We start from the raw sequence: 19,136 nt of genomic DNA on the forward strand, positions 1-19,136 counted from the left end.
TTTTGCACTACATTTTTTTGCACTACATTTTTTTGCACTACATTTTTTTGCACTACATTTTTTTGCACTACATTTTTATGCACTACATTTTTATGCACTACATTTTTTTGCACTACATTTTTATGCACTACATTTTTCTTTTTAAGTTTTGCACTGTTGGTCTGACGACACGAACGACAGTAGACCAGGGAAGGATCGATATAGAACTGTGTGCATTCTATATATTTCTTGAGATGAGGACTAAGTGAATAATTCAGGATTGGTTGTGGTCTTACGTCAAGAGGTGGAAGTAGGGAGATGTAGGCCAAGACATAGAAAATTGGCCTACATCTTAAATAGGTAGCTTATTTAAAATTTTGTACTTTGTCTTTGAGTTCGAGTGTCCGTCTTTTATGATTTCTATGAAGTTATGATTTGCTAGCGCCTTTAGAGATGAACTTACTTTTGATTGATTAACATCGTACTTAACAACCATATCCATTCTGCTTAGTATGACGGTATCACTTTTCTGTTCCTTGCTCTCTGCCATTAAACCTGTAAAAAGCTTTTTAACATCTTTGGAAGTTAATTCCTTGTTTTGTATTACAGCAAGGGCTGTACTAGGAATGTCTGTGCTATTAACTTCTTTTTGTAGTTTGTTAATTGTAGAGATCTTGTCTTCTAGTTTGTCTTCTAGTGCTGAGACGCTTTCTTTTAACGTAGTGTTCTCATTTTCTAGCCTTAGAATTTCCTTGTCTTTGCTACTTTGTAGTAGAGTAAGAGAAGACTTTAGTTCAGCAATAATGTTTTCAAGATTGTCTATCTCTGCTTTTGCTGCAATGAGTTCATTTCTCTGGCCGTTTTCTGAGCTTTTTTGCCTGTGTGTCTGTCTGTTTAACTCTCTCACTACTGAATCGTCCTTGTTGTTTCAGTTTGCACAATAGGACAAACAGTGTTTGCTAAGTCAGAGAAGCTTTCTTTTAGAAGTTTTGAGGCCCTAACTCCTTTGTCGAAGATTGACTTTCCATCGTTGATTGAGTTTTGGAGTTCCGCAGTATCCTTAATGGTGAATGGTAAGACCTTTTCACCGAATTCATTTGTCAAAACTTTCCATGCTTCTTGAGAAGCATTTCTTTTATCATTAAACTTGTTAAGAATGATTCTTATTTCTGGTGGATCAATATTCCATTTCTCAGCAGATTCTAAAATATCTTCATTGGTAAGGAAAGATGACTCTATAGACCAAGAATCTGGAAAACAAGGCATAACAACTAGATCGGATGTTATATATGCACTCTCAATGAGAGTAGAGAAAGTAGGGGGGATCTCGAAAAAGATTAGGTCATACTCTTCTAGCCCAATCATTTTCTTGCTCATTAGCGTACTAAGGTTTTCATTTTGAACAAATTTATCAACGCGTCTCGCAGCACTCTTGCATGGCACAATATCTAGATTCGCATACTTTGTTTTCTTGATAGCATCTTTAAAGACAAGATTATCTCTAAATACCTCAAGCATAGTTTTGTAATCTTTACTTAATTCATCAATATTTAAAAGGAAGTTTGATGCACAAGATTCTGGGTCTAGGTCTATAATAAGAACTCTAGCACCTTCTTTAGCTTTTTTTATAGCGGTGTTTGTCGTTAAAAGAGATTTACCTACTCCACCTTTTTGATTTCCAAACGTAACAATTCTCTGAAGAAATCGACAGTTTCTTTTGTCGTATACTTTACGTGCTTGTTCTGAGGTGAGAAGGATTTTACCGGTTTTAGGTTTTGTTCGCTTGATGTTTTCCATACCAAAAAGGATATCTAAGTCGCTTTTGATAGTATTTAAGGATACGTTACAGTTTCTTGCAACTTCACTTGCGTTAATCATCGTCACTCCCTGACAGTTTTGTGCATATTTATACTATTAATCGTAAAGTACTTTTTTCGACTTTCCAAGTACTTTTATTCATATGTTAAATATTTTTTTAATTCATCTGCCATACACATTAATGAACTACATTATAATGAAGTGCAAACAAGTGAAGTTTAAACAGTTGAAGTGTAATCTTTTAAAGTTTAAAAGCGTGAGTCTTAGAAAATTAAATTTTAATAGATACTGAATCAGTTGTTACGCTGATTCTTATTAAACAATAAACAATAAGAACAATGCTTTTTTTAATAATTGGTTAAGCTTTAAAGAAATCAATATATAGGTTTTTATGTTGTAAATAGATCGTGCGCCCCGTTTGAACTTGATGTTAAAGATTGTTTAAGATTAAGGAGGGAAACAGGAATCTTGGCCGAATCATCGAAAAAGGGCAGGTCGAGTATTCATAAGAATTTATAAAAATAAGTAAGAAGATTAAGGGAAATGATACAAAGTTCTGTTGATGATTCTCTCTTTGGAAAAGGTCTGGGTATATAAAATAAATCCTTTTCAAATCTATTTCTTAAAAAGCTTACTGTTTTGTTACCTAATCACTATCGTGACCCTTTGCCCAGTCAAAGATGCCCTGAGTATTTACTAAAATTAACGCTTACAGCTTTAGTGAACATTTTTATGAATCCTTCAAGTCTGTAAGCGTTTAATAATTATGCGAATTGAGATTTTTTGATAAGTAAAACCGATCAAAAACTTATCAGAGTGCGATAAGGTTAAATCAAGGAGACTATCTTACGAGAAAATTGGTAGCGAAAATTGTTTTTAGACATGGTTAGCAAAATGCCAAAGGCAAGGTTATAAGTTACGCTGGCTTTGAAAAACTTAAAAACAAGAAAGCTGTATTTGATTATGAAAAGGCCTATACTGTATGCTTCTATGGTATTTCTAATTTAAAAATGGAGATTAAGTTTTGGAAGAGTTGTTTCTTAGTAACCATTTGTCAAATAAGACTATAGCAAAACTAAAGGCAAAGAATATTCCATTATCTGTGATAGCAAAAAACCTATCTAAAGCTTTAGTGAAATATGATGATAAAGCTAGTATAGTGGCGAGTGTAGCCTCTCGCTGCAATCTCTATGTGATGAATCAAGAAAAGGAAAAGAGTGTTCTTGCTTATTCTTCTTTGGCTGAGTGTTTCTTTAAGGAAAATTATAGCTTGCTTCACGAAATGATAAGAGATAATCCGGCCTTTTTCTATACTGTGTTAAGAAAGCGTAAGTATATCGAGAATATAGATATTCTAAACGAGGCTGTAAGAGAGGTTCTTAATCTTTATGAGGGAGATAAAGAAGTCCTCAAGAGCAAAAGCAAAAGGTCTAAGTTTCTTTATCTTGTTAAGCATTATTGTATGAAAAGATCTCTCCCGAAAAAGTATAGTGGAGAACATCTTGGGGATTCTCGGTTTAATGGGAATAAAAAAAGAGTAAAAAAAAGAAAGAGGATTGCTGTTGAAAACTATTGTCCTTCAGGCTATGAGAAGAGAATTTTCTTCAATAGCAATACGTGGAAGGGTGTGCGTTATAAGGTTTTGAGACGTGATGGGGGAGTTTGTTCTTTGTGCGGAAGAGGTAGGTGTGATGGTGTGATTCTTCATGTAGATCATATAAAGCCTATATCGAAAAACTGGAATTTGAGGGATGACATTGATAACCTTCAAGTTCTTTGTGAGGATTGTAATATCGGTAAGTCAAACAAGTATGAAGACAAGTGGAATTAGCTTGTCTATTTATGTTTAAATTCAAAATAAATTCAAAGATTAGGGAAGAAGGGGTGTTGATATTTATTTATACCCGTTAATCCTTCCTATATTTTCAACTTCCTCTATACGATCATAGATAAGCTCTTGAACCTCTTGAGTGAATATGTGTCTAAATCTAGCATTCTCGTTAATGACCTCCTCTAGCCAATAGAGTGTGCTTAAGCATTTATCATAATTTTCTTTAATGGAAAGGTCATCATTGCATGATGCTTTATCGATTCGTTTATTGACGTATCTAATTGCAGACGTTTCTTGTGCGAAAATATTGTGTGTGAATGTAATTATAGCAATGAGAAGTACAATCTTAGATTTCATGTTTATTTCCTTTTTTGATCTATCGTTGTTTTATCTGTTTTTGTTTTACATCTAAATTCCTTTTGTTTGCTCCGAGTTGTCATTTTTACATGGTGTAGTCGTAATGAGCTAAAGTGGCCCTTGCTTTTTGAAATATGAGGAATAGTTTTTAAGATCGCTTCACAATATTTCGTAGTAATTTATTTTCATCAGGGAGTGGTTGAAATAGTTGTTTGTGTATAGTTCCTGGACAGTAAAAAGTACATGGTTTCGCATGAGTATTTTTATCAGTATTGTGAAAATATTGATCGTTTAATTAGTGTCTTGTGAATCGTTCGATAGGATGATCCGTGTTTTATGAAACAGATATTCACTTCCGAAACCCTGCCCTTGATTCATGATGTCTTGAAAGTTGATAATCTGCTATTCTCGTTTAGTGGCCGCTTAGGGACGCATTAAAAAAGGAGTGTTTATGAATTTAATGCTAGAGAAATTAAAAGATAAAATAAAAAAGCCAAATGTGGCGATTAATTTGCTCGGAGTCGTGATTTTATTATTTTTTGCTTTAATGTTTTTCAGTAAGCTCAATCACTACCTTGATACAGGAGTTGAGAAAACTGAGGCGGCGATGAATGAGCTGGAGTCCTATGGCTTTATCGAAGAACTGGTTAGGACGGAAGGTTTATCTGAGTATAAAAGAAAAAGGGAATTGTTTGAATCCATTCTTGAGATGGAAAATGTTATTAAAGAAGAGGAGCAAATTTTAGTAGATCTCTTTAAATTGTATCCCTCAAGCACTTTACGTGAAACTGAAAATTACATCTTTGGAAATATGCCTAAAGAACAATGGATGAAGTTGCATACTCGTATTGCTAATTATGAAATTGTCAAAGCAAATGATAGTGAAAGAGTGAATATTGCTAAGCGATATTGCAGTAAGAATGAAGGTGTAGCAAAGAAAGCTCCCGTCGTTGCCATTTTAACAAAAGAAGATTTTGCTCACATTGGAGAGAAGGCTGTTGTGGTTAACTGTATGGCCACTTTTCAGGAGTTTTATTACAACTTAGATAATAACAATTTTTAGAAAAGTATTGTACTGGGTTACAAGAAGGATAGATGAATATGAAAAAAGCTGTTTAGAGCTGATGTCGATTGTTCAAAAATACTGAAAAGAAAAGTCTTGCGAAGAGGTTTTCGGAAAAAGAAAGGGGGGAGGTTCTCTTTCAGCGCCATCAGAGTGTCAATTAGCAATAATTTCATTGACTACGTATAAAGCCTCTAAGTAAATTATAGCTTAGCTTAGATGACTATATTAACTAGGTATCAAGAAACCGTCGACCATATCACCACTGTTATTGCTTAAGCAGGTCTTTATGAATACTTGTTTTGCAATAGGCGACAATGAAGAGAGGGAAAAGTTGCTTTCCGATAAATTCAAAGTTTTAGATTTAGTGAGCTGAAGAAATGAGTTGCCTAACTGAAGCTAAAAGATCTTCATCTGCACCTTCTAGTTTTTCAAGAATATCTGAAGGGATATTTGTATATTTCCATCTGTTAAAGAGGGGTCGAATGATCCTAATGCAGACTGAAATAGGAAGAATGCCTTTCTTAAATCGCGAAATTTTGAAAGATCATCACTGCTTTTGATTTCATTGCTTGGTCTTCTAATTAAATCAAGCTCATCTATGTTTAAAGCTTCAGAAATTTTCTCTCGCATATCAGCAGATGGCTCTCTTTTCTTAGACTCGTATTGCCCGTACGCAACATTGCTTATGCCGATATTTTGTGCGATTTTGGTCTGTGTGAGTCTACGTTCTAACCTTAGTCGCTTAAGGTTTAAAGAAATCAGTTCTCTTATGCTTAAACTCTTGTCATTTTTCTTGTTACTACTGACCTTTCTTCCTTGCGCGACAGCAAAATAGTCCAGAGATATATCTTAGAAAATAGAGAGTTTTAAGACAGCTTCAAAAGGAATTGTGGAGTCGCCTTTCTCCCATCTCATATATGTGGAAGGATTAACTTCACAAGCTTCAGCTACACGTTCTTTTGACAGTTTTTTGTCGAACTTGATTACGCGTAAATCTTTTAAAATGTCGCAAATTTGCTTGTTTTTCATAGTGGAATAACATTTAATCTCTATTAAGAAGAGTGTCTGATGCCTCCACCCATGTCGCCACCGCTGAAGCCACCACCATCGATGCCAAGCTTTGATCCACCGCCCATGTCTCCACTATCATTATTTAAGCAGGAGTTTATAACTTCATCTGTAATACTCTTTAGGTTAATGGGAATACTTTTCCATTTAGTGCTATTTGGAAAAGGGCTTTTGAATTCTTGAAGAAGAGTAGTGAAAAATAATTCTCGTAATTCCTCCTCTGGAAATCGAAGTAATTTGTCAGGAGGTAAGTGATTGTAGCTTAAGTAGTCTTGCCACTCAGCAGTCATGTGCTTTAATTCCCCTTTATAAAAGAGCCTGTATTCAGCACGAATAAAGTTTTCAATTACATCGATGTCGATTCGATCAGCTAGTATTCTGAATTGAGATATTGTTAGATCTTTCATATTTAAATTCTATATTACAAAGTTTTATGGTCAAGAATTGTGTACATTTTACAATAGTCATTTTATTGCGCATTTTATGAACAGTAAGAATTATATGTTTTCATATAGGATTTTAAAATAACATTCTGAAATTTTTATTCGCATTATTGGTCACTTGAAGATAGGTGGATGCTAGTTAACGGTTATGCGAAAATACTAGATATTTACGAAACTGGCCCTCAAGTGGGCACTTGAAAAACTTATATAATTCTCTAAAGTTGCTTTAGTGTAGAAATTAGCAAAGGAAAAGAGAATGAATATTATCTTATTAATTATAAAGACTGTGTTTATAGTTACCGCGATCTCGTGCTCTGCTGTTCATGCTGAAAGTAATTGCGAGAGAATGAGAGAAATTTTAGACGAAGAGGATTTTACAAGAGTTTCGTTTAATGATGATTGCTCAAAAGCGACAATTCATTATAAGAACTTCCTTTTTGATCGTCTGTACTTTTCAAAATTTGAACGGTCTGGCCCAAGTGAACTACGTAAGAGCTGCAATAAACTAGGCTCTAAGTCTGTTTCACATCAGGACATCGATAAAATGAGCAAAGAAGTGGTGACTGTTATGTTCGGGTTTTCATACGAATACGATAAGCTAGAGCTTAATAGATTAGATGATTTATTATTTCCTAATGTGGAAACGGTAAGCTATGACATTGATCATGAAGCAAAAAATAGTGTGACTTACACAGCCGCAGAGCTTGACGAGGAAGCCAATATGGTGATTTTCGAGTCAAGAGAGGGTAATGAACATGGTTACATTCGCGCTGAGTTTAACTTGGTTTTGGATGTGTCTGGTTTCAATCCTAATCATAAAAGAGGGGTTAGATTTAAGACCAGTATTCTAGGTTACTGTCTATTGACAGATAACGGGGATCTCGTGCCGAGGTTGAACAAGAGTATCGATTCAACGAGATTAGATAATAGACTAAAAAAATTATTTAAAATTGAAAGGGTCGTATCACTAGGAAGCTAGAGCAGGTAGTACGTTTAGAGTGAATCAGTTTTTACGATATTCAACAGAAGCTAAAAGATATGAAAGCGAATAATGATAGAAAGGTCTTGATTTTCGTTTAACATGAACATGGAAGCTGGCCCAGGAATCCCCGAAGGTATTTCTTTTTCTCAAAAACGTTTTGGCCCAGGAGTGACAAGTTTCTTCAGCTTGTCACTTGGTCTTGTTAGGGTGTCTTAAGTATTCTTTTAAGGTAGAGTCTTCTAGTTGTATCTCAAACCCATTTTTTTCAAGGGTAGAAGAGACAGACTCTATAAAACGATTGTCCCTTCTCAGGTCAATGTCACAGTAGAGTTTGATGGTTTCTTTATCGGCCTTTTTGCAAACTTCTTCTATGAGAGCAGGGAGTGATGTGCTGTAATATTGACTTTCTTGTATGTGTTCAATTTTATATTGACTGTTCTCATTTATTGATAGGTTTAGAGATGCACTTGAAAAACTTGTTTTGTCATCAAGAGAGCAGAATATGGACTCATCTCTTCTTAGAGCACCATGAAATTTAAAAGAAGTCTCTACTTCTTTTTTGGTTACATATTGCTCAACTTCATCATTTGCTAGTTGTCTTTTGAATTCATTGTAACATGGGCACTTGTCAGCACCATTGCTATTGGTATGTATGAATTTAGGGTCAATATTAATCCATACAAAAAAGAGGACTTGCTCATGGTTGTATATCTTAAAGAAGGCCCTTATTTGAGAAAGAACATCAACGGCCTTGTATTCATTCATTTCATATTTAGCAAAATCTCTGTGAATGGGATTGCTTTGTACTTTTTGAATTGCTGCCTCTAGGGCCTTAAAGATTTGAGTGTTTTCTTTACTGGGATTGTCAGTAAGGTGCTTGATTGCATCCTGCATTTTTTGTGAATATTTTACTTCCATTACTGACTGTTCCTTTTTGTTAGATGTTCATTTTGTAACTTAAATAAATTTATCATAATTGACCATGTGAATCAAGTAAAAACACAAAAAAGTGGCATATTTCTCATTGCAAAATGGTAAAAAATGAAATAGATTACTATTTAAGCAATTGAAAAATGGAAAAATTAAGTTTTTTCCGTTTTAAACCGACTAGAAATGGTAAATTTTATACAGGTAATTGATTTATTGTTTTTTATCTATATTATGCTGAAGAAAGCAATGAAAGAGGAATTAACTATGATTACAGATAACGGAAACATTCAAATTAGAGAGCTTGTTGACTATCTTTGCAGTGCTCTTGATCTAACAAAGAAAGAAATTGCTCGATTAATTGGAGTCTGCGAGTCTTCGATTCAAAAAAACATGAAAGAAGATCTTCTATCTATGGCCAAAAAGAAAACAGGTAAGAGAATTGGAGTATTTGTTCTTGTTACAGCAGAATTAAGAGCAAAAGGGTTTACTAAGGATGCTATCTACAATGGGCTTCATGAGCCTTCAGTTCATAATCTCGCCCTAGGCAGAGATGAGTCTGTAGTCCAAGTACTTCAAGGCGGAAGAGATGTTGATCCAATGCTTCTTGCTAGTCTTGCAGAAAAAGGTGTTGAAAAATACCTTAGAAAGGTCGCTTTTGATGAAACAGCAATGAGAGACAGAGTCACATCGATCATTAGAGAGTCTTTATCGATCTAGGAATAATTTACTATTTTATTATATCTTTGGCCCCTGCAAGACAGGGACTTTTTTATTTGAAGCTTAGAAAGTGTCTATGTTTTTTCACTTGTTGAAATATGTACAATGTAATAGATATTAGTCATTTAATACTATATAAAAAAACTTGAGAACAGTATATGAGGTTATTTAAAATGAAATTCTTAACAGCACTTTTAATTAGTATTTCAGCGTTTGCATTTTTCGGTCCTGCAAAAACAGTTAAAGTCGGTGACAAGAACTGGCAAAAAGCCCCATGGAAGTATTTACACCTTCAAGGGATGTCTGGTTTAACAACGTATGGTGAGCAAACGATTCCTTTGGCGGTTCATAAGAACTGTAACGATGTTGACGTTGAGCTTGTTGCGAAGTCCTACTCAAAAGTAGACCTCGGTATTCAGAGGCACGTGGACTATATTAAAAACTTCTGTGTTTCAGCAAAAGCCCACGAAGAAAGATTGTATAATTATATCAAGAACGACCCTTTTGGCTTCTATGATGACGCTAAATTAGGCATTGGTTTTGCTTATGAATATGGCTTCTGGGACGTAATTAGAAAATTTTTTAAATCGAAAGAAGTACTTGAAAGAATCGAGTCTGATCAAAGTTTCGCATTTAATGTTATTCGCAATCTTGCTTATGGAAGAAGGCTTGATCCCTACGAGGTGCATGAAATTGGTACAGCTTTTCCGAAGGCCAATAATCACACGATAGCTTTAAATTTCCCGATTTTAAAAGACGTAGTCAAGTTAGTTGACATGAGAAACCTGTATAGTGACAAGTATGGAAAAGGTGATCAATCAAACTTTTCAATCTGGGGAGATCGCTTAAGATGGACAGGCACTGATGGAATCAAAAGAGAAATCGGGATGCCTGATGCAGAGGTGTATAAATTTATGATAGAAGAGACTAACGCAGAACCATTTTCTTCTACTTTATACTGGAGAAAGAATGGAGAAAGCGATCAGCTTTACAAATTTCTGGATTCGTACATCTTTCCATACGAAGAAATCACTCAAGTCAGAAGCAACGATAAGCTAATCTTCGAAACTGCCTTTGATTATATTAAGAAAAATAACACCTTTACCTGCGCCGAACTGAATAATAGCACACTCACTTCCAAATGGAGGAGTCATGCACTTGTGTATGGAATGAACATGAAAGTTTTAGATTTTATCCATGATTCTTTGTATGAGAAGGGCTATTTTGAGATGTGTCCAGAGCTTGTGCAAACTTTCTTTGGCGACTATCTAGAGAGGTACTATCAAGGAAAGTATTGATATTGCGTAAAAAAACATAAAAAATTAACTAATTACACGGTAATAGCCGATAATTAATCTATGAGATCAATTTTTCTCCTGCTTACATTGTCGGTTATTTTTATCTCTGCTTCAGCCGATGCAGATGCGCCACACCAATGCAACTATGGTACAGAAGATGTGTTAGAAAAACACGTGAGAAACCCTAAGAGGTTCATGGAATCAGAAAGGTTTTTGGGATGTGTAGAGGATGAAAAACTCAAGGAACTAGGATTTGAGCCGGAGAAAATAAGTATGCCACCTTCTGCTCGTTTTCTCTATACTGCACCAAGATACAGTGTAGAGGGCGACAAGGATAACTCAATTCTAGAGTACTTGAAAAACAGAAATCCGACAGATAAAACAAAGCGAAGACGTGGCAAACTAGGGGAGAGGGAGAGGTTTGGCAAACGATCAAAATTTTCAATGTATTCCGGTGGTATAAGTACAGGGAATAAGACAGACTGCGACTGCTTGCCTCAGGACGGACTAGATGATTTCTGGTTCAATTCAATTAAGAAAGACATAGAAAAAGAAAAAAAGAGTTTTCAGGATTTCAATAGAAAACTTATATCAAAGCAATATGAACAACTTGCTCAAGACTTCTTAACAATTAACGCTTTGGAAGCGCAAGGATTTATTGAGCCTACCCACCTAAAAGCAATTTACAGTTCTTGCTCACTATCTGAAATGAATAAAAGCATTCGAAGCTTTGATTATGGCGAAAACACATCTTTGAAAAAATGTATGAGTGAATTAGGTGATGCGCCCATTGAGGCACTGGTGGGTGAGGATGTATTAGCAAGTTTCATTGGTGCAAATAATAAAGATCCAAATTCTTGCATTCCTTATAAGGCCTTCCTCGATCTCACGCTTGATTCGAGCATAACCTCTGCGATTCCGATGCTAACTGATGACTTACACTTAAAAAGCGTCGGTAAGGGGATCGCTCAAAGAATGGGGTTTGGAAAAGAATTAAGTCCCTATAAACAGAAAGAGGTCGACAGAAATTCCAGACTTGTTAATCAGTCTATGTTCACTCGTTTTTTACATAATGATAAATATGTAAAAAAAAGTGTCCGACCTATGATTAAATCCCTTGATATTCTGAAGGATATCGTGTCAGACCCTGAGGCTTATCTAAGTTCTGTTCTCGATAAAGAATCTCTTTCACTTGCGAAAACTCTTCACAGTGATGACGGAAGAATTAACGAAGAAGATCTTAAGAGAGTTGTAAAAAATGCTCTTAAGTCTGATCACCTAAGAAAAATTGTTGAAGATCCTGTTCTTCATGAGACAGCGGGAGGTTGGTCAAATATGTCTCTTGAGGGCGCTATTAAATACTATGCTAAGATGAAAAATGCCTGTAGTAAATCTAGTATAGATTGTGAAAAAACACGTGGGGAATCACAAAAGATAAGAGAAATCACGAAAAGAGCAATCGAGGGTGGGTACAAGGCGATCAAGGCAAAATATTTAAAGAGCGCACTAAGAAGTAAGCCCGTGATTGAGGATATAATCAAGGAAACAGTAAAGAAATGCGAAGCTATTTCAAATCCAGAAGTATTTACCCAACTAGCTTGTCCATTTGAGGCTGAAAGGCCTGAAGTCTTTGTAACAAGTGGATATCCCGATTCTTATTTATTAAAAATTGCAAGAGCCCCGAGTGGTTGCAACAAAAAGATTATTGAAAACAGCAATCCCACATTGGGAGCAGGGAGCCTGGGTGGATTAGGTGAAACACTGAGTCTTGCAACAAATGAAACGGAAGTCAAATACAGATATAGTGACAAGAAAGTAAATGCAAGTTTGATTGAAGAATTAAAATACTTTGATACTGTGTCAGGCTTTATGCCGAACACAGGGGAAGAGGGCCTAATGTCGGTTCCGAAAGATTTTAATGAAGCGTTCTGTAAAGCGGAAAATGAAAAGTCATGTGAAGATCCGTCCGGTTGTAAACCAACATTAGAAAGTTTTTTTGAACAAAATTCTAAGAACGGAATTAAATCAATTGGAGACAAGCTTGCTGAAATGAGAGATTCAATAGGGTGCTCTACGGTTGAGAAAGGAACGAGTCTCGACAAAACTTGTTATATGATAAACAATGCGCATAAGCAGATCACAACGGGGGGGGAGCTTGCCACATATGGCTTTGATGTAAAAATGGATCAACTCTATGCACGAATAAGGGAGGATTTCCCAGATGATTCAAAACTCGGACAAGAGAATCTCGATAGAGCCAGAGGCTTATTAATGATAAGTGGTTCTATTGCGAGAATGAGAGAGCAAGAAAAATTAGACCCTCAAGTAATAAAAGCTCTTTATTCTTCATCAAGTGAGACAGAGGCAAAGTCTTCAGATGTTTTAATCTCTGGAACACCAGATGATATAGGTCGCCTTATAAAAAACCTTGATAATAATATGGGACTTAATGAATCATTGCTAGACTATCAGTCTAAGAAAATTAAGATTGACCCACAAGAGACATACATTGACATTTCAAATGATGACATCTCTACAGAAAAGATCCCTCTTCCTATAAACACGTCTCCGCGTGAAGATATGGCCACTGTTAATATCCCGCCTAGTGCTAATCAGGAAGCACCTTCAAGCAGCAAGAAAGGTAATAGGGGTAACGGTGATGATCGCAGTACTCCCTCAATTATCCCGAATGCCTATGATAATGATTTAATTGGAAGTAAAGCAGATAACTCACTAACCTCACAGCCAGTATCATCATTAGGCGAGTCAAGAGAGATCGTGAAAGACCAGAGATCTTTAACAAGCTCTTCGAGGAAAGATAAAAAGAATCCGTTTTCTACTCCAAATAATACTTCAAGAACTAGTGGTGTTTCAGATGAGATCAGTGCAAGACGAGCCGAAATTCAGGCCCTAAAGGATCAGTTAAGTGGAATTAAAAACTCTACTTCATCAGGCAATGAACAGAGCCCTAGAGGAGCGACCACGGGAAGAGGTTACAGTAATTCAAACGGTCAATCTAGACAAGCTTGGGGGGGGAATAATTCATCATCAAGAAATTCATCTTCAATGAGAGGTGCTTCTGGGCAATCATCTGGTGCAATAAGGCAATCAACGGCCTCGACAAATTCAAGAGGCGATGATCTAGAAGGAGTTTCGAACACTTCTTACAAACCAGTAGATGCTCCAGGAAGCTCAGGTGATGGCAAAGGAGAAGCATCGGTAAAAGGCAGTAGTGGACTAGCAGGGACTAGCTTTGGTGGAGGCGAAGGTGCAGGTGGTGGCGGCACAGGGGCCAGTGCCGGTGCAACGGCAGGAAGAGGGCCAGCAAGCCTTGGGGAAGGCGAGGCCGTACCACCAGTGATCAAAGATTTAGAATTTGCAAAAGATTATTTACCGGTACTGATTAGCGATAAAGAGTTTAAATACGGAAAAGGTGCCATTCTTGAATCAAAAGGTGTATTTGCAAAGAAAATTCAAACACTAGAGGTTTTTGAGACAGCAGAAGGAACTAAGAGAACTTTTGTTCATACTTATGACTTTCAACCGTCCGAAGAAATCAAGAAGGCCTTAGGTATTTCTTCAGTAGAAGGTAATAGAGAGAAGATCAGGAAACAATATGAGTTTCAATTATCAAAGAGAAAAGAGCTTGTACAAGAGGCGAAGAAGCTTGCAAGATCTAAAGATCCAAAAGATAAAAAAACAAGAAAAGAGAAAATAGCACTAAGGGAAAGAATTGATGAATCTATTGATATGTTTAATGAATCCGTAAAACAAATCGAAACAAGAGTTGTAGTTTCACAGGCGGAAAGGGCCAATCTTGTTGCTAATGCAAAAATATTAAACGATTTATTACAAATACTAGAAGAACAATAGAAACAAAGGGGAGTTTATGAATAATGAAATTAGTTTAAATGGAGGAGATGGAAGCGGAGGCCTCAAGCTAGGTGGCGAGGGCGGTAGCGGTGCTCAGTTTACTGATGGAGGAGAAGGCGGCGGTGGTGCAGGAGGGGGAACAAAAGTCTTTAGTTCGTAGCCTCTTTAGCCGTTAAGCTTAATATGCAATCTCTATTCTTATTATTTAAATTACTCATGCTTTTTGTTGTTAGCAATCAGGTGATTGCTCAAAGCATTGTAGGATTTAAACGTCTTGACCATGTGAAAGAAGTTAGAAAGAAATCCATACTTAAGCTTGAATTAATAAAGAATGATAAAGTCGTTGAGGTAGCAACTGCATTTTTCACATCAAAAGATGGTTATGTTCTGACTGTTAAACATGTATTCCATGAATTCGAAAAAAGAAACAAGAAAAGTAATGATAAATGGGCACTAAACCTTAGGGATTCGGAAGGCGAATTGTTTCGTAATATTGATATTGTTGCGTGTGATAATTCTGAAAACAATCTAGATATATGCCTCTTAAAAGTAAGAGGGGTAAAGAATGTGAAAAACTATATTCCAATTCAAGACGGTAAAGAGGAAAAAATAGGACTTCATATCGATCCAGATAGAGAGTCGAATTCTCACTTGAGGTACTTCACCTACGGGAATAACTATAGTGGTGACTTTTTATGTGTCGAGTATAGGCTTCTTCGTTATCATAATAATCCAAAAGAAAATCTAAGAGGGAATTACGCAAGTACAGGCTACAACGATATGACAAATCTTTTGGAACTAGTGGAGTATCCTGAGCAAAAACTCGTATATGATAAAAGAGGTAGGATTAAGAGCGATCCCTTGGCCGGTTTTAGTGGTAGCCCAGTAATAAATAGCTATGGAAACATTGTCGGTATGCTTTCACAGAGATGGTCAAGAAGACAGAAAGACAAGTATGTGAATATGAAAACGAGCACCATGGCCATACCTTACAAATACATCTTGAATTTTTATAATAACAAAAGGAACTAAACTATGAATAAAGTAATATTAACGCTTTTAATAGTTCTATCAGCTAAGTCGGGATACGCAGCGGATTACCACGAAAATGGCCTAGAAAGCATTCTTGGCTCACAAACTGGTGAGGAAGAGCTCTCTGTATCATGTGGCTGCGCGGAAGTCTTAAACAAGTCGAATTTTAGTTGCTATAACGGTGTTTCAGCTTTCACATCAAAAATCGATGGTAAAAATGGTGTGCAATTCAGCAAGGATAATGAGAATTATTTTGTTTCTTTTGAAAGTGCAAGAAATGGTCGAGAGAAAAACTACTTCACTATTCTTGGTGAAACCTTCAGGGTGACGAACAATGGAAAAGGTAGCTTTAGTATAGCAAGATATAACGGAAAGAAGAAGATTGAAGACACAATCAAGCCAACACCTTGCACTTTTAAGCAAGGTTCAAAATATCACAATGGTCAACTAGTAAAGGCCATCGAAAACTTTTCTAAATCGGGCAAAGACGTAAGCTTATTTCCTTTTAGAAATTACAGGGCCTGTTCAAAGCTCTCTAAGGATTCAAAACCTATTCAGAGGTCACTTGCCATGATTAGAGAAAAAAGCTCTAATAAGAGGTCTGAAGCCGTTGAAAAGGCATATGAAACCTTGAGAGATAGCAGCAAGAAGAAGAATATCAACAGCTCAGGTAATTCACAATAAATACTCTCTAGAGCCAAGGATATGGGCCAACAATAAAAAGTCTAAATACTTGTATTATTAGGGATTAACATATTTTTCTACGGTTTTGAAGAAAAGTAGCCGATAATATAAGTATGAATAAAATCATTCTACTAATTACATTCTTTTCGTTATCAGCTTTTGGTAACGATTCTTTTCTTGAAAGCGTAAAGGACAGTCCTTTGCTAAAGAAAGAGGACTCGATTGACAGAAGTGAAGAGGCCATTGGGTGTGCCTGTAGTAGAGGACTAACAAAGTACAGTGATCTGTCTTGTTTCAAAGATGTTGTTGCCTTTACAAACAACAAAGGTATCTCGTTCATTTCTCCTGATTTTGATTCATTTCATGTTCCGTTTTCAGATCTGAGAGAACTCGAAAATAACTCAGTTATAAAAGTTGGTAGTCTTTATTTAAAAGTAAAGAAGATTGAAGGCGGTTATAAATTAGTTGATCCTTCTATAAAGGTTAGTGACTCATTTGTTAAAAAGACATACGGAGTCAGCGATAGTGCATTTAGTTCTATATCTCCTTTAGTAGGAAGACTAAAAAGCAATATGAAAAGAATGTCTTCAGGGCTTTATGAAAAGGGGTTATTTGACCTTAAGCAATTGAGATCTTGCCAGAAAATTTCTTCAGTAGATAAAAAATTCTCAGATTCGTTTGCAAGGGTTCTAGACAATTCAAGTAGCTTAAAGGATAGAGAAATTGCGTCGGAAATAAAAGATGCAACAATCTATCAGAAAAGGGCCAGCGGAGGCGAGGGCGGCGGCACTGGCGGCTATATAAATGTTCAATAAATACTTATTCGTAATATAAATAAAGGGTCCTATGACCCTTTATTTATTTCTTCTTTATAATTCTTCCATCTATTAGCTGAATATTTTTAATACAACTTAGACAAGGCACTGCTTTATTATTCTTTAAAGTGATGATCTCTTTTTTTAGCAAGTCTCTAACTTCAACTATGTCATGATTTTGAGTGAGGACATCTGAGATATCTTTTATATTGAAGATGTGTTTACCAAAGACAACCTTAGCATCAGGAAGGGCCGTACCAGTACCACCGCCACCTCCTGGGCCAGCATAAGTACATAAGGAAAAGACAACAAGAAAATGGATTGCTATTTTTTTCATTGGAGATTCTCCTTTTGCAAAAGGGGGATCTTCTGCTTAACACTATAAATCCCAAAAGACATAACCTCATCTTTTTTAGATTTATCTACGGATTCAGCTTTCCTAACAAACTCGGCCTGTTCCTTAGCTTGTCTCAAAATTAACTCATTTCCTTCCTTTGCTATTTCTTTCGATGTTACGATGTTGTCGTAATAATATATTCCTCGTCCATTTCTTATATCAAGCTCACTGATTGAGTTTAGGCTAATACTCATTTGTTGTTTTCTAAATGTTAAGTTGTTACTTATAGCTGATTTGTTGAAAACAATATGTCCGATATCCCTACGGTTATCTACAATGTTATTTATTTCAAAAGAGTGAATAAGTTTTTCGGCCTTACTTTCTCCAAACATGCCGATAATTAGATCGTATGAGGCAGACTCTTTAGTGTAGAGATATGCGTAAAGGATCTGTGCATCGGCATCATTGATCGCACTTAGGAGATTTGGTGTAAGCTTATCTGAAATATAACTCTTGTTCCAAAACTCTTCACCTATTTCATTGCTAATATAGGTAACTAGATCTGCATCTGACTCTAGATATTGTTGAGTATCGCTGACAAATTTGAGGCCGTATGCTTTCATTATGATTTTACATATTGCTTCTGCACCTAAGAGAGTTTTGCCTTCTTTGGCCCTATGTATGTTAGACCTATTAACACCTGTAACTTTTTGGGCGACCGCTAGGGATAATTTATCAGGGAATATCCTATAAAAAACTTTGCTTAAAGCGAGTTTTGCTTGCTTATTACAAAATTCTTGATTCAACGATCTGGGCAATTCGTTTTTCTTTTTAATCATCGCTTCGGGATATTCGTTTCCCGTTTGTGTAGTGCTCATTGAAAAAACCTTTAATTTGTTCATTTAACATCAGTCACTTTAAACCATTTCTTTGTTGCGTACGCAACACCACAAGAAGCAGAAAGTTACATTTGGTTCTGATATTCAATACTTATATTAACAAAATTATTAGGAGTAAAAGCCTGTAAAAACAGATCTTTATAAATTCAGAGCTGAAAATATGAAGATAATACTCCTTAGACTCCCTTACGCTTCTGATTTAATCGAACTGTTGCGTACGCAACAGATAATACTAAGAAGGCCAAATAACTCTTGCCAGTATAGAAGGATCGTTATTTTCTACAAAGTGAACAAGTTGAAATTAGGTAAACAGTGTAAAAAGTTCATGGTTTCGCATAATTTTTTTTAATGCCTATCTGAAATTATTTAACGAGAAATCAGTTAGTTAAATGATTGGTCAGGTAAAAATCATAAAATGCGAAACATGGTTAATGATTCGAAATTCGCACAAAAACAGCTAATGAATCGCGCCGTTTTTTTTAATAATATGTGTTCATCGGATGAGTTAGGACACCGAGCCTTTTCTCAAAACAATATTAGCAAAGTGAGCTAGCTCATCCAGTAAAACACACACACAAAAAAACACGGGGGAATTATTTGAAGAAAGGAATGGGATTTATTGGATTAAACACATCTGAAAACAGACAACAAGTAATGGCGATGAGCGAACTATCTGTCGAGGTAGCGCTACTTAGACTACTTGTTGAGAATTTTGTGGGGGCAGTACAAGAAGTAAATGCAGTAGGGAAAATTGAACTTGGTAATTGCAAAGAAAATGTCCTTCCATCGATTATTAGAATCATAAACGAAGGTAGGGTTCCTCAACTCGTTTACGAAACTCCAATTGAGCAACAAAGACTTGTGTTAATGGATGCTCTCTCTGAAGCACAAGATCGAAACCTAATGAGAGAGGCCGATGTAATCAGCATCAGAACAAAAAAAAGAGTTTTAGACGGATTGGTTGAAGGGGAAATTTTTTAATCGTAAGACGCGTTGTTTATTGAACT

At 35.9% G+C, this 19,136-nt stretch carries 20 protein-coding genes; 11 read left to right on the forward strand and 9 right to left on the reverse strand.

The features are described 5' to 3' along the window. Nucleotides 1-331 precede the first annotated feature (331 nt). Nucleotides 332-886, reverse strand: a complete 555-nt coding sequence (locus ABMA72_RS16125; RefSeq protein ID WP_393057924.1) for a hypothetical protein — start codon at nt 884-886, stop codon at nt 332-334. Beyond that, nucleotides 886-1,857, reverse strand: a complete 972-nt coding sequence (locus tag ABMA72_RS16130; protein ID WP_393057926.1) for a ParA family protein — start codon at nt 1,855-1,857, stop codon at nt 886-888. Before ABMA72_RS16130 ends, ABMA72_RS16125 begins: the two co-directional genes overlap by 1 nt. Nucleotides 1,858-2,821: 964 nt before the next feature. On the opposite strand from ABMA72_RS16130, the gene ABMA72_RS16135 reads away from it, so the two are divergent. After that, entirely contained in the window at nt 2,822-3,628 is an 807-nt protein-coding gene (locus ABMA72_RS16135) for an HNH endonuclease (RefSeq protein ID WP_393057928.1), read from the forward strand. Between the two features lie 63 nt (nt 3,629-3,691). On the opposite strand, the gene ABMA72_RS16140 is transcribed toward ABMA72_RS16135, so the two are convergent. After that, nucleotides 3,692-3,985 carry a hypothetical protein gene (locus ABMA72_RS16140; RefSeq protein ID WP_393057930.1) on the reverse strand — a complete coding sequence of 98 codons (294 nt, stop codon included), beginning with the start codon at nt 3,983-3,985 and terminating at the stop codon, nt 3,692-3,694. Between the two features lie 451 nt (nt 3,986-4,436). Here ABMA72_RS16140 and ABMA72_RS16145 point away from each other — a divergent pair, with 451 nt between their 5' ends. Continuing rightward, a complete protein-coding gene (locus ABMA72_RS16145) occupies nt 4,437-5,048 on the forward strand; it encodes a hypothetical protein (RefSeq protein ID WP_393057932.1) in 612 nt (203 codons plus the stop codon). A gap of 423 nt (nt 5,049-5,471) precedes the next feature. Here the strand turns inward: ABMA72_RS16145 and ABMA72_RS16150 are convergent, their stop codons facing one another. From ABMA72_RS16150 to ABMA72_RS16160, 3 genes are read right to left on the reverse strand one after another with little or no spacing between them, the layout of a single operon-like run. Next, nucleotides 5,472-5,897 (reverse strand): helix-turn-helix domain-containing protein, encoded by a 426-nt coding sequence (locus ABMA72_RS16150; RefSeq protein ID WP_393058135.1) that lies wholly within the window; start codon nt 5,895-5,897, stop codon nt 5,472-5,474. Nucleotides 5,898-5,900: 3 nt separating this feature from the next. Next, the gene (locus ABMA72_RS16155; RefSeq protein ID WP_393057934.1) at nt 5,901-6,080 is read right to left on the reverse strand and encodes a helix-turn-helix domain-containing protein; all 180 of its coding nucleotides are present in this window, start codon (nt 6,078-6,080) and stop codon (nt 5,901-5,903) included. A gap of 23 nt (nt 6,081-6,103) precedes the next feature. Next, the gene (locus tag ABMA72_RS16160) at nt 6,104-6,526 is read right to left on the reverse strand and encodes a hypothetical protein (protein WP_393057936.1); all 423 of its coding nucleotides are present in this window, start codon (nt 6,524-6,526) and stop codon (nt 6,104-6,106) included. A gap of 322 nt (nt 6,527-6,848) precedes the next feature. Here ABMA72_RS16160 and ABMA72_RS16165 point away from each other — a divergent pair, with 322 nt between their 5' ends. Next, on the forward strand, nt 6,849-7,541 hold the full coding sequence (locus ABMA72_RS16165; RefSeq protein ID WP_393057937.1) for a hypothetical protein: 693 nt from the start codon (nt 6,849-6,851) through the stop codon (nt 7,539-7,541). Nucleotides 7,542-7,733: 192 nt separating this feature from the next. Here the strand turns inward: ABMA72_RS16165 and ABMA72_RS16170 are convergent, their stop codons facing one another. Beyond that, the gene (locus ABMA72_RS16170; RefSeq protein ID WP_393057939.1) at nt 7,734-8,462 is read right to left on the reverse strand and encodes a hypothetical protein; all 729 of its coding nucleotides are present in this window, start codon (nt 8,460-8,462) and stop codon (nt 7,734-7,736) included. A gap of 276 nt (nt 8,463-8,738) precedes the next feature. On the opposite strand from ABMA72_RS16170, the gene ABMA72_RS16175 reads away from it, so the two are divergent. The 7 genes from ABMA72_RS16175 (at nt 8,739) to ABMA72_RS16205 (ending at nt 16,893) form a co-directional block, all read left to right on the forward strand. After that, the gene (locus ABMA72_RS16175) at nt 8,739-9,191 is read left to right on the forward strand and encodes a hypothetical protein (protein ID WP_393057941.1); all 453 of its coding nucleotides are present in this window, start codon (nt 8,739-8,741) and stop codon (nt 9,189-9,191) included. Nucleotides 9,192-9,349: 158 nt separating this feature from the next. Then, complete coding sequence (locus tag ABMA72_RS16180) at nt 9,350-10,489, forward strand: hypothetical protein (protein WP_393057943.1); 1,140 nt, start codon at nt 9,350-9,352, stop codon at nt 10,487-10,489. A 60-nt stretch (nt 10,490-10,549) separates the two neighbouring features. Next, entirely contained in the window at nt 10,550-14,362 is a 3,813-nt protein-coding gene (locus ABMA72_RS16185; protein ID WP_393057945.1) for a hypothetical protein, read from the forward strand. Between the two features lie 16 nt (nt 14,363-14,378). Continuing rightward, nucleotides 14,379-14,522 carry a hypothetical protein gene (locus ABMA72_RS16190; RefSeq protein ID WP_393057947.1) on the forward strand — a complete coding sequence of 48 codons (144 nt, stop codon included), beginning with the start codon at nt 14,379-14,381 and terminating at the stop codon, nt 14,520-14,522. 23 nt (nt 14,523-14,545) lie between these two features. After that, entirely contained in the window at nt 14,546-15,394 is an 849-nt protein-coding gene (locus tag ABMA72_RS16195; protein ID WP_393057949.1) for a serine protease, read from the forward strand. 3 nt (nt 15,395-15,397) lie between these two features. Beyond that, a complete protein-coding gene (locus tag ABMA72_RS16200) occupies nt 15,398-16,078 on the forward strand; it encodes a hypothetical protein (protein WP_393057951.1) in 681 nt (226 codons plus the stop codon). A 113-nt stretch (nt 16,079-16,191) separates the two neighbouring features. Beyond that, the gene (locus ABMA72_RS16205) at nt 16,192-16,893 is read left to right on the forward strand and encodes a hypothetical protein (protein ID WP_393057953.1); all 702 of its coding nucleotides are present in this window, start codon (nt 16,192-16,194) and stop codon (nt 16,891-16,893) included. Between the two features lie 43 nt (nt 16,894-16,936). Here the strand turns inward: ABMA72_RS16205 and ABMA72_RS16210 are convergent, their stop codons facing one another. Together ABMA72_RS16210 and ABMA72_RS16215 are read right to left on the reverse strand one after the other, a co-directional pair. After that, nucleotides 16,937-17,230 (reverse strand): hypothetical protein, encoded by a 294-nt coding sequence (locus tag ABMA72_RS16210; protein ID WP_393057955.1) that lies wholly within the window; start codon nt 17,228-17,230, stop codon nt 16,937-16,939. After that, a complete protein-coding gene (locus ABMA72_RS16215; protein WP_393057957.1) occupies nt 17,227-18,108 on the reverse strand; it encodes a hypothetical protein in 882 nt (293 codons plus the stop codon). The genes ABMA72_RS16210 and ABMA72_RS16215 overlap by 4 nt, the downstream gene beginning before the upstream one ends. A gap of 618 nt (nt 18,109-18,726) precedes the next feature. Here ABMA72_RS16215 and ABMA72_RS16220 point away from each other — a divergent pair. Beyond that, a complete protein-coding gene (locus ABMA72_RS16220) occupies nt 18,727-19,110 on the forward strand; it encodes a hypothetical protein (RefSeq protein ID WP_393057959.1) in 384 nt (127 codons plus the stop codon). Nucleotides 19,111-19,136: the final 26 nt, after the last annotated feature.

The organism is Halobacteriovorax sp. CON-3 (genome assembly GCF_043196995.1).
Lineage (GTDB): Bacteria > Bdellovibrionota > Bacteriovoracia > Bacteriovoracales > Bacteriovoracaceae > Halobacteriovorax_A.

Bases quoted from the DNA above. Each gene is read 5' to 3' on its own strand.
- ABMA72_RS16200 (WP_393057951.1), top strand. From the start codon at position 15,398: ATGAATAAAGTAATATTAACGCTTTTAATAGTTCTATCAGCTAAGTCG.
- ABMA72_RS16140 (WP_393057930.1), bottom strand. From the start codon at position 3,985: ATGAAATCTAAGATTGTACTTCTCATTGCTATAATTACATTCACACAC.
- ABMA72_RS16195 (WP_393057949.1), top strand. From the start codon at position 14,546: ATGCAATCTCTATTCTTATTATTTAAATTACTCATGCTTTTTGTTGTT.
- ABMA72_RS16130 (WP_393057926.1), bottom strand. From the start codon at position 1,857: ATGATTAACGCAAGTGAAGTTGCAAGAAACTGTAACGTATCCTTAAAT.
- ABMA72_RS16215 (WP_393057957.1), bottom strand. From the start codon at position 18,108: ATGAGCACTACACAAACGGGAAACGAATATCCCGAAGCGATGATTAAA.
- ABMA72_RS16210 (WP_393057955.1), bottom strand. From the start codon at position 17,230: ATGAAAAAAATAGCAATCCATTTTCTTGTTGTCTTTTCCTTATGTACT.
- ABMA72_RS16155 (WP_393057934.1), bottom strand. From the start codon at position 6,080: ATGAAAAACAAGCAAATTTGCGACATTTTAAAAGATTTACGCGTAATC.
- ABMA72_RS16145 (WP_393057932.1), top strand. From the start codon at position 4,437: ATGAATTTAATGCTAGAGAAATTAAAAGATAAAATAAAAAAGCCAAAT.
- ABMA72_RS16190 (WP_393057947.1), top strand. From the start codon at position 14,379: ATGAATAATGAAATTAGTTTAAATGGAGGAGATGGAAGCGGAGGCCTC.
- ABMA72_RS16175 (WP_393057941.1), top strand. From the start codon at position 8,739: ATGATTACAGATAACGGAAACATTCAAATTAGAGAGCTTGTTGACTAT.
- ABMA72_RS16205 (WP_393057953.1), top strand. From the start codon at position 16,192: ATGAATAAAATCATTCTACTAATTACATTCTTTTCGTTATCAGCTTTT.
- ABMA72_RS16185 (WP_393057945.1), top strand. From the start codon at position 10,550: ATGAGATCAATTTTTCTCCTGCTTACATTGTCGGTTATTTTTATCTCT.
- ABMA72_RS16180 (WP_393057943.1), top strand. From the start codon at position 9,350: ATGAGGTTATTTAAAATGAAATTCTTAACAGCACTTTTAATTAGTATT.
- ABMA72_RS16160 (WP_393057936.1), bottom strand. From the start codon at position 6,526: ATGAAAGATCTAACAATATCTCAATTCAGAATACTAGCTGATCGAATC.
- ABMA72_RS16170 (WP_393057939.1), bottom strand. From the start codon at position 8,462: ATGGAAGTAAAATATTCACAAAAAATGCAGGATGCAATCAAGCACCTT.